This window comes from Pseudomonas entomophila L48 (assembly GCF_000026105.1).
GTDB classification, from domain to species: domain Bacteria; phylum Pseudomonadota; class Gammaproteobacteria; order Pseudomonadales; family Pseudomonadaceae; genus Aquipseudomonas; species Aquipseudomonas entomophila.
This window is the reverse complement of record NC_008027.1, coordinates 4,270,908-4,285,433: the sequence shown is the minus strand read 5'-3', so window position 1 is coordinate 4,285,433 and position 14,526 is coordinate 4,270,908. Positions and strand designations below refer to the sequence as shown.

Below are 14,526 nucleotides of genomic sequence, written 5' to 3'. Positions count from 1 at the left end.
AATGACTCTGGTACAACCGGCACAACCCCAGCATGAGCTGGCCATCAGCCGCCTGATCGACGCCCCGCCCGCCAAGGTGTTCCGCGCCTGGACCGAGCCGGAGTGGCTGATGCAGTGGTGGGGCCCCCATGGCATGACCACCCCGGAATGCGAGATGCAGTTATGGCCGGGCGGGTTGTTCCGCACCCTCATGCGCGCCCCCGACGGCACCGAGTACCCCCACCAGGGCGTGTTCCTGGAAATCCATGCGCCGCACCGGCTGGTGTTCACCGATGCCTTTCGCCCTGGCTGGGTGCCCTCCGACAAGGCCTTCATGACCGCGGTGGTCAGCTTCGACGACGAGCAGGGCAAGACCCGCTACACCGCCCGCGCCTGGCACTGGACCGCCGCCGACTGCCGCGCCCATGAGGAAATGGGCTTCCACCAGGGCTGGGGAGAAAGCCTGGACCGCCTGGTGGAGGTGGTGACCCAGCGGATGCCGGACTGATGACCCCCACCGAACAGGTTCGCCGGCAGGTCGAGACCGTCTACCGCCAGGAGTCGCGGCGCATCCTGGCCACGCTGATCCGCCTGCTGGGCGATTTCGACTTGGCCGAGGAGGCCATGCACGATGCCTTCTTCATCGCCGTGGAGCGTTGGCAGCGCGACGGCATCCCCGACAACCCGCGCGCCTGGCTGGTTTCCACCGGGCGCTTCAAGGCCATCGACGCCTTGCGTCGGCGCGCCCGTTTCGACCGTTCACAGGCCGACCTGATCATGCTGCTCGAAGGCGAGGCCCAGGACCCGGGCGAAGAGGAGCTGCTGGCCGACGACCGCCTGCGCTTGATCTTCACCTGCTGCCACCCGGCACTGGCGGCCGATGCCCAGGTGCCGCTGACGCTGCGTGAAGTCTGCGACCTCACTACCGAGCAGATCGCCCGCGCCTTCCTGCAGAGCCCGGCCACCATCGCCCAGCGCATCGTGCGGGCCAAGGCGAAGATTCGCGATGCGAAGATCCCGTACCAGGTGCCGGCGCTGGCCGAGCTGCCCGAGCGCCTGGAGAGCGTGTTGCGGGTGATCTACCTGGTGTTCAACGAGGGCTATTCGGCGTCGTCGGGGGAGGATGTGGTTACCCGCGAGCTGACCGACGAGGCGATCCGCCTGGGGCGCCTGCTGGCGCAGTTGCTGCCGGACGCGGAAGTGCTCGGTCTGCTGGCGCTGATGCTGCTGCAGGCGTCGCGCCAGCGTGCACGGAGTGACCACGAGGGTGAACTGGTGGTGCTCGATGAGCAGGACCGTGGCCTGTGGGATCGCGCGCAGATCGAGGAAGGTTGCCAGTTGGTGCGCCAGGCCCTGGGTGGCCGCGAGATTGGCCCGTACAGCGTGCAGGCGGCGATTGCCGCGCTGCACGCCGAGGCCCCCAGTGCCGAGGCGACGGACTGGGCGGAGATCGTCGGGTTGTACGAGCTGTTGTTGCGCCACTGGCCGTCGCCGGTGGTGGAACTGAACTGGGCAGCGGCGCTGGCCAGGCGCGATGGCGCGGCGGTGGGGCTGCGGGCGGTGGAGGCGATTCTCGAACGGGGCGAGCTGGGCGACTACCACCTGGCCCATGCCACGCGGGCGGAGCTGCATCGGCAATTGGGCCATGTCGAACAGGCCCGCGGCGCCTGGCGCCAGGCCCTGGCGTTGGCCCGTCAGGGGCCGGAGCGCCGGCATATCGAGCGGCGCCTGCGGGAGCTGGGCTAGTCAGTACGGGCTGTTCGCCGGCAAGGCCCCCGTGCGAGCAATCAGCTCGCCACGAAATTCGGCGGGCTCACCAGCTCGACGGTCTGCTGCTTGCGTGGCGCCAGGATCTCGGCCTCACCCTCGACCACCAGCTCGTCGTTCTGGTTATAGACGTTGGTGGCGATGCGCACCTTGAACTTGGGCAGCTTCTCGAGAATCTCAAGGCGCACGGTCAGGGTGTCGCCGATCTTCACCGGCTTCTGGAAGCTCATCTGCTGCCCCAGGTAGATGGTGCCGGGGCCCGGCAGGGTGCAGGCCACCGCGGCGCTGATCAGCGCGCCGCTGAACATGCCATGGGCGATGCGCTCGCGGAACATGCTCTTGGCGGCGAACTCGGCGTCCAGGTGCACCGGGTTGTGGTCACCGGACATCGCGGCGAACAGCTGAATGTCGCGCTCTTCGACGGACTTCTGGTATTCGGCTTTCTGGCCGACTTCGAGGGCTTCGTAAGGCGTGTTGGTGACCTGGGTCATCGGGGCTTCCTTGTGAGGGGGCGAGGGCGCCTATCATTCACTGCGGGCGGGGCGGCCAAGGGCCAGCGCCTGCTCCAGCCAGCCGATGATGTCGGCGGTGACCTCGTCGCGATGGGTTTCATTGAGCACTTCATGCCGAGCGCCCGGGTAGACGCGCAACTGCACATGGCGGTTGCCGGTCGCGCGTAGGGCATCGGCCAAAAGGGTGAGACGCTTGCCGGCACTCACCGGATCACATTCGCCGCCCAATACGAAGATCGGCAGGTTCGGATCGATCTGCGCGAGGTTCTGCTTCTGGCTGATCTGCGCCAGGCCCTGCAGCAGGTCGAGCCACAGCTGGTTGCTGCAGCGATAGCCGCACAGCGGGTCGGCGACGTACTTGTCCACCTCGGCCGCGTCGCGGCTGAGCCAGTCGAAGGCGGTGCGGTTGGGCTTGAACGCCTTGTTGAACGAGCCGAACGACAGCCAGTCGATCAGCGCGCTTTTGCCCAGCGGGCCCTGGCGCCAGGCTTCGAGCCGAGCGATCAGGCGCGCGGCGCGGTACAGCGCCACGGGCTGGAAGTTGGAGCCGCTGAGGATGGCCCCCTGCAGGCTGGCGCTGTGGTGCAGCAAGTAGGCCTGGGCGATGTAGCTGCCCATGCTGTGGCCGAACAGGAACAGCGGCGTGCCGGGGAACTGCTGGCCGATGTGCTGGGCCAGCAGGCCCAGATCGTTGACCACGGCATTCCAGCCATTATGGCTGGCGAACAGGCCCAAGCTGCCCAGCTCGGCGGTGCGCCCATGGCCGCGCTGGTCGTGGGCGAACAGGGCGTAGCCCGCATCGTTCAGGGCGTGGCCCAGGCGCTGGTAGCGCGCCGCGTGCTCGGCCATGCCATGGGCCAGCAACACCACGGCCTTGACCGGTTTGCTCGGCAGCCACTGGTGCACATACAGGCTGCAATGCTCGCTGGCGGGGAGCCAGAAGGCGTCGTGGGGCATGGCGGGTCCTTGCGCGCTGAGGTTGACCACACAGTGTATGCGCAAAGGGCCAGATTGCAGGAAGGGCAGAAATAAGATTCACAATGTTAATGGCGGCACTTGGCGTATTTGCCACCTTCGACATTGCTGCTAACGTCGGCAGAACGCCTTTTTGCCACCCGGCGATCAGGTCAGGGACGGTCCCGGCAGAGGAACAACAATAAATGCAAGCCGATTTCTGGAACGACAAGCGCCCGGCGGGCGTGCCTTCCACCATTGACATGAATGCTTACAAGTCTGTCGTCGATGTCTTCGAGCGCTCCTGCAAGCGTTTCGCCGACCGCCCGGCGTTCAGCAACCTGGGGGTGACCCTCAGCTACGCCGAGCTCGACCGCTACTCCGCGGCCTTCGCCGCCTGGCTGCAGCAGCACACCGAGCTGGTACCGGGCGACCGCATCGCGGTGCAGATGCCCAACGTCCTGCAATACCCCATCGCCGTGTTCGGCGCCATGCGCGCCGGGCTGATCGTGGTCAACACCAACCCGCTGTACACCGAGCGCGAGATGCGCCACCAGTTCAAGGACTCCGGCGCCCGCGCCCTGGTCTACCTGAACATGTTCGGCAAGCGCGTGCAGGAAGTGCTGCACGACACCGGCATCGAGTACCTGATCGAGGCGAAGATGGGCGACATGCTGCCCGCGCTCAAGGGCTGGCTGATCAACACCGTGGTCGACAAGGTGAAGAAGATGGTGCCGGCTTATCACCTGCCCCAGGCCGTGTCGTTCAAGCAGGTGCTGCGCCAGGGGCGCGGGCTCGGCCACAAGCCGGTATCGCAGGCGCTGGACGATGTCGCCGTGCTGCAGTACACCGGCGGCACCACGGGGCTGGCCAAGGGCGCGATGCTCACCCATGGCAACCTGGTCGCCAACATGCTCCAGGTCCTGGCCTGCTTCGGCCAGCGCGGCGCCGACGGCCAGCCGCTGATCAAGGAAGGGCAGGAGGTGATGATCGCGCCGCTGCCGCTGTACCACATCTATGCCTTCACCGCGAACTGCATGTGCATGATGGTCACCGGCAACCACAACGTGCTGATCACCAACCCGCGGGATATCCCGGGCTTCATCAAGGAGCTGGGCAAGTGGCGCTTCTCGGCGTTGCTGGGGCTGAACACCCTGTTCGTCGCGCTGATGGACAACCCTGGCTTCAAGTCGCTCGATTTTTCCGCCTTGAAGGTCACCAACTCGGGGGGCACCGCCCTGGTCAAGGCCACCGCCGAACGCTGGGAGGCACTGACCGGTTGCCGCATCGTCGAGGGCTATGGCCTGACCGAAACCTCGCCGGTGGCCAGCACCAACCCCTACGGCCAGCTGGCGCGCCTGGGCACCGTGGGCATGCCGGTGCCGAACACCGCGTTCAAGGTGATCGACGATGCCGGCCTCGAGCAGGCGCTGGGTGAGCGGGGCGAGCTGTGCATCAAGGGCCCGCAGGTGATGAAGGGCTACTGGCAGCAGCCGGAGGCCACTGCCCAGGCGCTGGACGCTGAAGGCTGGTTCAAGACCGGCGACATCGCGATCATCGACCCGGACGGCTTCACCCGCATTGTCGACCGCAAGAAGGACATGATCATCGTCTCCGGCTTCAACGTGTACCCCAACGAGATCGAGGACGTGGTGATGAACCACCCGCAAGTGGCCAACTGCGCGGCCATCGGCGTGCCGGACGAGCGTTCGGGGGAGGCGGTCAAGTTGTTCGTGGTGGCGCGCGAGGGCGGGCTCGATGTCGATGAGCTCAAGGCCTATTGCAAGGCCAACTTCACGGGGTACAAGGTGCCCAAGCAGATTGTCGTGCGCGAATCGCTGCCCATGACACCGGTGGGCAAGATCCTGCGGCGCGAGTTGCGTGATATCGCGTGAGGTTTAACAGGTGTGGCGCCCGGCGCGATTCAATGTAGGAGCCGGCTTGCCGGCGAACGGGCCGGTGCGCTTCCTGTAGGAGCGGGTTTACCCGCGAATGGGTGGGTCGGTTCACTACCGCATTCGCGAGTGAACCCGCTCACACAGATTCCTGTAGCGGTTCTGGCGGCTCTATCTCGGCCTTTTCAGCCGTTATTGCGACATTTTGGATAATTACTCTAAAAATGACCTGTATTGTTCGTTGAGTCATTTTTGTGACCATTCAGCCTATCCTGGCCTCTAGGCGACCCCTGGCAAAGCTGTTACTCTCGGCGCGCTTTCAGATGATCCGGTTTGCAATGAACCGTCATCCCATATCAATAATAAGCGCATCGACGCATACCGAATTCGCTGTTGCTGAAGGAGCGGGCTTCCATGATCGAACATTTTTGGAAGGATAAATACCCAGCCGGGGTCACGGCGGAAATCAATCCTGACGAATTCCCCAATATCCAGGCGGTACTCAAGCAATCCTGCCAACGCTTTGCCGATAAACCAGCCTTTAGCAACCTGGGCAAGACCCTGACCTACGGCGAGCTGTACGCGCTGTCCGGTGCCTTCGCCGCCTGGCTGCAGCAGCACACCGACCTCAAGCCCGGCGATCGCATCGCCGTGCAACTGCCGAACGTCCTGCAATACCCGGTCGCCGTGTTCGGCGCCATGCGCGCCGGCCTGATCGTGGTCAACACCAACCCGCTGTACACCGCGCGGGAGCTGGAGCACCAGTTCAACGACTCCGGCGCCAAGGCGCTGGTGTGCCTGGCGAACATGGCGCACCTGGCGGAAAAGGTGGTGCCCAAGACCCAGGTCAAACACGTCATTGTCACCGAAGTGGCCGACCTGTTGCCACCTCTGAAGCGCCTGCTGATCAACAGCGTCATCAAGTACGTGAAGAAAATGGTGCCGGCCTACAACCTGCCGGGCGCCGTGCGCTTCAACGACGCCCTGGCGCTGGGCAAGGGCGGGGCGGTCACCGAGGCCAACCCGCAGCCCAACGACGTGGCCGTGCTGCAGTACACCGGCGGCACCACCGGCGTGGCCAAGGGCGCGATGCTCAGCCACCGCAACCTGGTCGCCAACATGCTGCAGTGCCGTGCGCTGATGGGCTCGAACCTGCACGAAGGCTGCGAGATCCTGATCACGCCGCTGCCGCTGTACCACATCTACGCCTTCACCTTCCATTGCATGGCCATGATGCTGATCGGCAACCACAACATCCTGATCAGCAACCCGCGTGACCTGCCGGCCATGGTCAAGGAACTGGGCAAGTGGAAGTTCAGCGGCTTCGTCGGCTTGAACACGCTGTTCGTTGCCCTGTGCAACAACGAGGCGTTCCGCAACCTGGACTTCTCGGCGCTGAAGATCACCTTGTCCGGCGGCATGGCCTTGCAACTGAGCGTGGCCGAGCGCTGGAAGACCGTGACCGGCTGCGCCATCTGCGAAGGCTATGGCATGACCGAGACCAGCCCGGTGGCGGCGGTCAACCCGTCCGATGCCAACCAGGTCGGCACCATCGGTATCCCGGTGCCCTCCACGCTGTGCAAGGTCATCGACGACAACGGCCAGGAACTGCCCCTGGGCGAAGTGGGCGAGCTGTGCGTGAAGGGCCCGCAGGTCATGAAGGGCTACTGGCAGCGCGAAGAGGCCACCGCCGAGATCCTGGACAGCGATGGCTGGCTGAAGACCGGTGACATCGCCCTGATCCAGCCCGATGGCTACATGCGCATCGTCGACCGCAAGAAGGACATGATCCTGGTCTCGGGCTTCAATGTGTATCCGAACGAGCTCGAAGACGTGCTCGCCGCCTTGCCGGGCGTGCTGCAGAGCGCGGCGATCGGCGTGCCGGACGAGAAGTCCGGCGAGGTGATCAAAGTGTTCATCGTGGTCAAACCGGGCATGACCCTGACCAAGGAGCAGGTGATGGAGCACATGCGCGCCAACGTCACCGGCTACAAGGTGCCACGCTACATCGAGTTCCGCGATGCGCTGCCGACCACCAACGTTGGCAAGATCCTGCGCCGTGAGCTGCGTGATGAAGAGCTGAAGAAGCAGGGCCTGAAGAAGATCGCCTGACCCGCAGCCTGCGCGATCGGTGTGGGAGCGGCCTTGCGTCGCGAAAGGGTCGCGAAGCGGCCCCAGGATATCAGCGACAACGCATCAATCGATGGGGGTGCTTCGCACCCCTTTCGCGACGCAAGGCCGCTCCCACAGAGAGGTTGTGTAGGGTTAAGACTCAGCGCAGTTTCTCGAGCATCTGGTAGTACCACATCCCCGCCGCCAGCAACGGGTTCCCCAGCAAGTCCCCCATCGGCACCTTGATGTGCTTGCACGCCGCGAAGGTGTCGAACTTTTCCAACGTCCCGGTCAACGCCTCGGCCATGATCTCGCCCATGATGTGGCTGGTGGCGATGCCGTGCCCGGAATAGCCCTGGCAGTACCAGACGTTGTCCGACAGCTTGCCCAGCTGCGGGATGCGGTTGACCACGATGCCCATGGCGCAGCTCCACTGGAACTCGATCGGCACGCCCTTGAGCGCCGGGAAGGTGCGTTCGATGCACGGGCGCAGCTCGGCCTCGATATCCCGCGAATCACGCCCGGAGTAGTTGGCGCCGCCCCCGAACAGCAAGCGCTTGTCGGCGGTCAGGCGGTAGTAGTCGAGGACGAAGCGGCAGTCGTACACCGCCAGGTCCTGGGGGTTGATCTGCTCGGCCAGTTCGCCCAGTGGCGCGGTGGTGACGATGCCGCCCATGGCCGGGAAGATCTTGCCCTTGAGCTGGCGCTTTTCCAGTTTGTGGTACACGTCGCCGGCCAGCATCACCTGGCGCGCCTCGATGCGGCCCTGGGCGGTGACCACGGCCGGGCGCGGACCATGGACGATGTCCAGCACTTCGGAGTTCTCGAATATCAGCGCCCCCAGGCCATGGGCGGCGCGGGCCTCGCCCAGGCACAGGTTGAGCGGGTGCAGGTGCAGGTTGCGGCGGTTCTTCAGCGCGCCGAGGTACAGCGGGCTCTGCAGGTGGCGCTGCATGGCGCTGCGGTCGAGCAGTTGCACCTGGTCGCCCATGCCGCGGCGCTGGGCCTCGGCCTCGAAGGCGCGCAGTTCGTTCATGTGCGACGGTTTCATTGCCGCGTGCAGGTGGCCGCGCTTGAGGTCGCACTGGATGCCGTAGCGTTCGACGCGCTGCTCGATGATCTGGTGGCCGCGCCAGCGCAGGTGCCAGATGAAGTCGTCCACCTCGCTGCCGAGGCGATCGCGCATCTGCGTGCGCATGGCCTCGTCGCCCGACAGGCTGCCGGTGACCTGGCCGCCATTGCGCCCGCTGGCGCCCCAGCCGATGCGGTTGGTCTCGACGATGGCCACCTTCAGGCCGCGCTCGGCCAGTTCCACGGCGGTCGCCACGCCGGTGAAGCCGCCGCCGATGATTGCCACGTCCACCTGCACCGTGCCCTTGAGCGTGGGGTATTCGGTCGGGTCGTTGAGGGTGGCGCTGTAATAGGACGGCGCGCGCTGGGCCGCGCCGTTGTTCACTGCTGCGTTCATGGTGGTTCCTTCTTGTAATCTCGTGGGCTCAGGCCTGGTGCAGGTACCAGCGCCAGTCCTGTTCGCTGACTTCGGCCATGAACTGGCGGTACTCGGCGCGCTTGACCTTCAGGTACACACCGAGGAATGCCTCGCCCAGCGCTTCGCGGGCCCAGCTCGAACGCTCCAGGGCGTCGAGGGCGGTGAGCCAGTCGGTGGGCAGGTGCTCGGTGGCCTGGGCATAGCCGTTGCCCTCGACCGGCGCGCCGGGGTCGAGCTGCTCGCGGATGCCCTGGTGGGTGGCGGCGAGGATCGCGGCGGCGGCCAGGTAGGGGTTGGCGTCGGCGCCGCAGATGCGGTGCTCGATATGCCGGCTGTTGGCCGGGCCGCCGGGCACGCGCAGGCTGACCGTGCGGTTGTCCACGCCCCAGGTCGGCGCCAGTGGCGCATAGCTGTTGGCCTGGAAACGGCGGAACGAGTTGGCGTTGGGGCAGAACAGCAGCAGCGACTCGCGCAGGTGGCGCAGCATGCCGGCCACCGCCTGGCGCAGTAGCGGCGTGCCGGCCTTGTCTTCGCTGGCGAACAGGTTGTGGCCGGCGGCGTCGGCCAGGCTCAGGTGCATGTGCATGCCGGTGCCGGCCAGTTGGGCGAACGGCTTGGCCATGAAGCAGGCCTGCATGCCGTGGGCGTTGGCGATGCCCTTGACCAGGCGCTTGTAGCGCACGGCCTGGTCCATGGCTTCGAGCGCGTCGCCGTGCTCCAGGGTGATTTCCACCTGGCCGGGGGCGTATTCAGAGATGGCGGTGCGGGCGGGAATCCCCTGGGCCTTGCAGGCGGCGTAGAGGTCGGCGAGGAACGGCTCGATCTGCTCCAGTTCGCGCAGGCCATACACCTGGGTGGTGCGGGGGCGGCCGCCGTCGTTGTCCAGCGCCGGCTGTGGGTGGCCCTTGGCGTCGCGTTGCTGGTCGAGCAGGTAGAACTCCAGCTCGCAGGCCATGACCGGGTGATAGCCGTCGGCCTTGAGGGCTTCGATGGTCTGGATCAACACGTGGCGCGGGTCGGCGATGCTGGCCGGCAGGCCTTCGCTGGGGTGCATGCTGACCTGCACGGCGGCGGTCGGCACGCGGCGCCAGGGCAGGCGTACCAGGCTGCCTTCCAAGGGGTAGGCGCGGCAGTCGATGTCACCGACATCCCACACGAGGCCTGAGTTTTCCACGTCGTCGCCGTTGAGGGTCAGGCCGAGGATGGTGCTGGGCAGCGGACGACCGGTGTCGAACACGGCCAGCAGTTCCTCGCGGTGCAGCAGCTTGCCGCGTGGCACGCCGTTGGCGTCGAGGATGAACAGTTCGATCAGGTCGATATCGGGGTTGTCGGCCAGGAATCGTCGGGCTTGCTCTACAGGTGCAAAGTGCATGGTGGGTTCGCTCATGGCACGCACGACCGCCGCGCAGGCGAGCGGTCAGGCTGAGTCAATCGGCCGTTGATGGCCGGGTTGGGTCAGGGGTGCTTGAGCGAAGTATCCGGTGGGCGCGCATGGCGGCAGTGCCACAGGGCCCAGAAGGCGAGAATGATGTGGACCAGCGGATTCTCGCCGGCACGGGCCCTGGCCTTCGCTTGCGAAGGGCGGGACAGCGGGCGGGCGATGATCGGGTCGGGGAGCATGCTCTGGATACTCACACGGTGCGTAACGTTGATTAAAGCAGTGAATGGCGACGTTCACTCCAGGGTTGGGTAAACATTCTGAAGGGGTTCGCCGGCAAGCCGGCTCCTACAGGGTGGGCTAGGTGTAGGAGCCGGCTTGCCGGCGAAAGGGCCGGTACAGGCAGCATCAGGCCGGCAAATCTGCGACAATCCCACCCCTTACGAATGCCGATCATGAAAAAGCAGGCCTCACCTGCATCACTAAAAAGCCCCATGACAGACCACGCCATCGACCAGTTGCTGCAAAACCTCGACCACGCCATGATCGCCGACCGCCATCGCCTGCGGCGGCAACTGCATGAGCTGCGCAAGCGCCCCGACGAGGGCAAGCTCGCGCAGTGGGTGGAAAAGGTCCAGGCCTCCTGCGCCCAGGTCACCGCGCGCCAGCAGAGCGTGCCGACCATCCGCTACGACGACAGCCTGCCCATCGCCGCCAAGCGCGACGAGATCAAGAAGGCCCTGGCCGAGCACCAGGTGCTGGTGATCGCCGGCGAGACCGGTTCGGGCAAGACCACCCAGTTGCCCAAGATCTGCCTGGAACTCGGCCGTGGCAGCCACGGCCTGATCGCCCACACCCAGCCCCGGCGAATTGCCGCGCGCAGCGTGGCGGCGCGGGTTGCAGAGGAGCTGGGCACACCGCTGGGGGCGTTGGTCGGCTACCAGGTGCGCTTCGAGGACCAGAGCGATTCGAACACCCTGGTCAAGCTGATGACCGATGGCATCCTGCTGGCCGAGACCCAGCACGACCGCTTCCTCGAACGCTATGACACGATCATCGTCGACGAGGCCCACGAGCGCAGCCTGAACATCGACTTCCTGCTCGGCTACCTCAAGACCCTGCTGCACCGCCGCCCGGACCTGAAGCTGATCATCACCTCGGCGACCATCGACCTGGAGCGCTTCTCGCAGCACTTCGACGGCGCGCCCATCATCGAAGTGTCGGGCCGCACCTACCCGGTGGACACCTGGTACCGCCCGCTGACCAGCGAGCAGGACGAGGAGGGCAACCAGGTCGAGGACGACCTCACCGTCGACCAGGCGATCCTCGCCACCCTCGACGAGATTGCCCACCACGAGCGCAGCCAGGGCAAGGGCCCGGGCGACGTGCTGGTGTTCCTGCCCGGCGAGCGAGAGATCCGCGATGCCGCCGAGATCCTGCGCAAGGCCCAGCTGCGCCACACCGAGATCCTGCCGCTGTATGCGCGCCTGACCCCGGCCGAGCAGCAGAAGATCTTCCAGTCCCACAGCGGCCGGCGCGTGGTGCTGGCGACCAACGTCGCCGAGACTTCGCTGACCGTGCCGGGCATCCGCTACGTGATCGACAGCGGCACCGCGCGCATCAGCCGCTACAGCTACCGCGCCAAGGTCCAGCGTCTGCCGATCGAGGCGGTCTCGCAGGCCAGCGCCAACCAGCGTAAAGGTCGCTGCGGCCGGGTCGAGCCGGGTATCTGCATCCGCTTGTACAGCGAGGATGATTTCAACGGCCGGCCGGCATTCACCGACCCGGAGATCCTGCGCACCAACCTGGCCGCGGTGATCCTGCAGATGCTGCACCTGCGCCTGGGCGCCATCGATGCCTTCCCGTTCATCGAGCCGCCGGATGGCAAGGCCATCAGCGACGGCTTCAACCTGCTGCAGGAGCTGTCGGCGGTCAATCGCGAGAACCAGCTCACGCCGCTGGGGCGCCAGCTGGCGCGCCTGCCGATCGACCCGCGGATGGGCCGCATGCTGCTCGAAGGCGCGCGCCAGGGCAGCCTGCAGGAAGTGCTGATCGTCGCCAGCGCCCTGTCGGTGCAGGACCCACGCGAGCGCCCGCCGGAGCGCCAGCAGGCCGCCGACCAGGCCCACGCGCAGTGGAAGGACGTCGATTCCGACTTCGCCGCGCTGGTCAACCTGTGGCGCGGTTTCGAGGAGCAACGCCAGGCGCTGACCGCCAGCCCGCTGCGCAACTGGTGCCGCAAGAACTTCCTGAATTACCTGCGCCTGCGTGAGTGGCGCGATGCCCATCGCCAGTTGGCGCTGATCTGCCGCGACCTGCAGCTGACGGTGAACAAGGAACCGTGCGACTACCAACGCATGCACAAGGCCATCCTCAGCGGCCTGCTCAGCCAGATCGGCCACAAGGCCGAAGAGGGCGACTACCAAGGCGCGCGCCAGCGCCGCTTCTGGATTCACCCGTCGTCCGGTATCGGCCGCAAGCGCCCGCAGTGGGTGATGACTGCTGAACTGGTGGAAACCACCAAGCTGTATGCGCGCATGGTGGCCAAGATCGAGCCGGACTGGATCGAGCCGCTGGCCACCCACCTGATCAAGAAGAACCACTTCGAGCCGCACTGGGAGAAGAAGCGCGGGCAGGTGGTGGCCTACGAGCAGATCACCCTGTACGGGTTGATCATCGTCGGCCGCAGGCCCGTGCACTTCGGCCCGATCGACCCGGCCACTTCCCGCGAGCTGTTCATCCGCGAAGGCCTGGTCGGCGGCGAGATCCAGTCGCGGGCCAAGTGCCTGGCAGCGAACAAGCGCCTGCTCGAACAGTTGGACGAACTGGAGGCCAAGGCTCGCCGACGTGACATCCTCGCCGACGAAGAGACGCTGTACGCCTTCTATGAAGCGCGTTTGCCGGAAGAAATCCACCAGACCGCGACCTTCGACGCCTGGTACCGGATGACCAGCCAGAAGGACCCGAACCTGCTGATCATGCGCGAGGAAGACGTGCTGGCCCGCGAGGCCAGCGAAGTCACCGCCGCGCAGTACCCGGACCACCTGCAGGTGGGCGAGCTGCGCCTGTCGCTGAGCTACCACTTCGAACCGAACCACCCACGTGACGGCGTCACCGTGCGGGTGCCGGCGCCGCTGCTGCCGAACCTGCCGGGCGAGCGCCTGGAGTGGCTGGTGCCCGGCCTGCTGGAAGCCAAGTGCATCGCCCTGGTGCGCAACCTGCCCAAGGCCCTGCGCAAGAACTTCGTGCCGGTGCCGGACTTCGTCAAGGCGGCCTTGTCGCGCCTGGCCTTCGGGCAGGGCGCGCTGCCCCAGGCGCTGGGCCATGAGCTGCTGCGCATGACCGGGGCACGGGTGTCCGACGAGGCCTGGGCCGAAGCCGCCAGCCTGGTCGAGGGGCACCTGCGCATGAACATCGAGGTGGTCGACGCCCAGGGCAAGTTCCTTGGCGAAGGCCGCGACCTGGCCGAGCTGACTGCGCGCTTCGCCGCCGCCAGCCAGGCCGCGCTGGCCCTGCCGCGTAACGAGAAGGCCGAGCAACCGGTACAGGCCAAGGCGTTCTCGCAAGTGGCGCAGACCGCCCAGCAGAAGATCGCCGGGCTGTCGATGACCGTGTACCCGGCGCTGGTCGAGGATAACGGCACGGTGCGCGAAGGGCGCTTCTCGACCCAGGCCGAAGCTGAATTCCAGCACCGCCGCGCCTTGCAGCGCCTGTTGCTGCAGCAGTTGGCGGAGCCGGCCAAGTTCCTGCGCGGCAAGCTGCCGGGGCTGACCGAGCTGGGCTTGCTGTACCGCGAGCTGGGTCGGGTCGAGGCGCTGGTGGAGGACATCCTGCTGGCCAGCCTGGACAGCTGTGTGCTCGAAGGCGAAGACCCGTTGCCGCGTGACGGCGCAGGCCTCGCTTCGCTGGCCGAGCGCAAGCGTGGCAACTGGGCCGAGCATGCCGAGCGCCTGGCGCGCCAGACGCTGGAGGTGCTGAAGCTGTGGCATGGTTTGCAGAAGCGCTTCAAGGGCAAGATCGACCTGACCCAGGCGGTGGCGCTCAACGATATCAAGCAACAACTGGCCAATCTGGTATATCCAGGCTTCGTACGTGAGACGCCGGGCGCCTGGTTCAAGGAATTGCCGCGTTATCTCAAGGCGGTGGAACTGCGCCTGGAGAAGCTGGGTTCGCAGGTGCAAAAGGACCGGGTATGGAGCGGCGAACTGGCCAATTGCTGGGCGCAGTACAAGGCCCGGGCCGACAAGCATGCCCAGGAGGGCAAGCGTGACGAGCAGCTGACCGTGTACCGTTGGCTGCTGGAGGAGTACCGGGTGTCGTTGTTCGGTCAGCAGTTGGGCACCAAGGTGCCGGTTTCCGACAAGCGCCTGAGCAAGCAGTGGAGTCTGGTGGAAGCCTAACCTCGCTGATTTGTGGCACACTTGCAGGAATTTGCGGCCG

At 66.0% G+C, this 14,526-nt stretch carries 10 protein-coding genes; 5 read left to right on the top strand and 5 right to left on the bottom strand.

What is annotated here, in order from left to right; genetic code table 11:
- The first annotated feature begins 1 nt into the window (after position 1).
- Positions 2 to 487 carry an SRPBCC family protein gene (locus PSEEN_RS18365; RefSeq protein ID WP_011535056.1) on the top strand — a complete coding sequence of 162 codons (486 nt, stop codon included), beginning with the start codon at positions 2 to 4 and terminating at the stop codon, positions 485 to 487.
- A complete protein-coding gene (locus tag PSEEN_RS18360; protein ID WP_011535055.1) occupies positions 487 to 1,725 on the top strand; it encodes an RNA polymerase sigma factor in 1,239 nt (412 codons plus the stop codon). Before PSEEN_RS18365 ends, PSEEN_RS18360 begins: the two co-directional genes overlap by 1 nt.
- A gap of 41 nt (positions 1,726 to 1,766) precedes the next feature.
- On the opposite strand, the gene PSEEN_RS18355 is transcribed toward PSEEN_RS18360, so the two are convergent.
- Together PSEEN_RS18355 and PSEEN_RS18350 are read right to left on the bottom strand one after the other, a co-directional pair.
- Positions 1,767 to 2,237: a MaoC family dehydratase gene (locus PSEEN_RS18355; protein WP_011535054.1), complete on the bottom strand. Its 471-nt coding sequence runs from the start codon at positions 2,235 to 2,237 to the stop codon at positions 1,767 to 1,769.
- Between the two features lie 33 nt (positions 2,238 to 2,270).
- On the bottom strand, positions 2,271 to 3,215 hold the full coding sequence (locus PSEEN_RS18350) for an alpha/beta hydrolase (protein WP_011535053.1): 945 nt from the start codon (positions 3,213 to 3,215) through the stop codon (positions 2,271 to 2,273).
- Positions 3,216 to 3,418: 203 nt separating this feature from the next.
- Between PSEEN_RS18350 and fadD2 the strand changes: the two genes are divergently transcribed.
- Both fadD2 and fadD1 read left to right on the top strand, forming a co-directional pair.
- Positions 3,419 to 5,107: a long-chain-fatty-acid--CoA ligase FadD2 gene (gene fadD2, locus PSEEN_RS18345; RefSeq protein ID WP_011535052.1), complete on the top strand. Its 1,689-nt coding sequence runs from the start codon at positions 3,419 to 3,421 to the stop codon at positions 5,105 to 5,107.
- Between the two features lie 414 nt (positions 5,108 to 5,521).
- Complete coding sequence (gene fadD1 / locus PSEEN_RS18340) at positions 5,522 to 7,219, top strand: long-chain-fatty-acid--CoA ligase FadD1 (RefSeq protein ID WP_011535051.1); 1,698 nt, start codon at positions 5,522 to 5,524, stop codon at positions 7,217 to 7,219.
- A gap of 160 nt (positions 7,220 to 7,379) precedes the next feature.
- Here the strand turns inward: fadD1 and PSEEN_RS18335 are convergent, their stop codons facing one another.
- The 3 genes from PSEEN_RS18335 to PSEEN_RS26720 form a co-directional block, all read right to left on the bottom strand.
- Entirely contained in the window at positions 7,380 to 8,687 is a 1,308-nt protein-coding gene (locus PSEEN_RS18335; protein ID WP_011535050.1) for an NAD(P)/FAD-dependent oxidoreductase, read from the bottom strand.
- 28 nt (positions 8,688 to 8,715) lie between these two features.
- Complete coding sequence (locus PSEEN_RS18330) at positions 8,716 to 10,080, bottom strand: glutamine synthetase family protein (protein ID WP_011535049.1); 1,365 nt, start codon at positions 10,078 to 10,080, stop codon at positions 8,716 to 8,718.
- An 83-nt stretch (positions 10,081 to 10,163) separates the two neighbouring features.
- On the bottom strand, positions 10,164 to 10,343 hold the full coding sequence (locus tag PSEEN_RS26720) for a hypothetical protein (protein ID WP_011535048.1): 180 nt from the start codon (positions 10,341 to 10,343) through the stop codon (positions 10,164 to 10,166).
- A 237-nt stretch (positions 10,344 to 10,580) separates the two neighbouring features.
- On the opposite strand from PSEEN_RS26720, the gene hrpA reads away from it, so the two are divergent.
- Positions 10,581 to 14,486 (top strand): ATP-dependent RNA helicase HrpA, encoded by a 3,906-nt coding sequence (gene hrpA / locus PSEEN_RS18325; RefSeq protein ID WP_011535047.1) that lies wholly within the window; start codon positions 10,581 to 10,583, stop codon positions 14,484 to 14,486.
- Positions 14,487 to 14,526 lie beyond the last annotated feature (40 nt).

Bases quoted from the DNA above. Each gene is read 5' to 3' on its own strand.
- PSEEN_RS18365 (WP_011535056.1), top strand. From the start codon at position 2: ATGACTCTGGTACAACCGGCACAACCCCAGCATGAGCTGGCCATCAGC.
- PSEEN_RS18360 (WP_011535055.1), top strand. From the start codon at position 487: ATGACCCCCACCGAACAGGTTCGCCGGCAGGTCGAGACCGTCTACCGC.
- PSEEN_RS18355 (WP_011535054.1), bottom strand. From the start codon at position 2,237: ATGACCCAGGTCACCAACACGCCTTACGAAGCCCTCGAAGTCGGCCAG.
- PSEEN_RS18350 (WP_011535053.1), bottom strand. From the start codon at position 3,215: ATGCCCCACGACGCCTTCTGGCTCCCCGCCAGCGAGCATTGCAGCCTG.
- fadD2 (WP_011535052.1), top strand. From the start codon at position 3,419: ATGCAAGCCGATTTCTGGAACGACAAGCGCCCGGCGGGCGTGCCTTCC.
- fadD1 (WP_011535051.1), top strand. From the start codon at position 5,522: ATGATCGAACATTTTTGGAAGGATAAATACCCAGCCGGGGTCACGGCG.
- PSEEN_RS18335 (WP_011535050.1), bottom strand. From the start codon at position 8,687: ATGAACGCAGCAGTGAACAACGGCGCGGCCCAGCGCGCGCCGTCCTAT.
- PSEEN_RS18330 (WP_011535049.1), bottom strand. From the start codon at position 10,080: ATGCACTTTGCACCTGTAGAGCAAGCCCGACGATTCCTGGCCGACAAC.
- hrpA (WP_011535047.1), top strand. From the start codon at position 10,581: ATGACAGACCACGCCATCGACCAGTTGCTGCAAAACCTCGACCACGCC.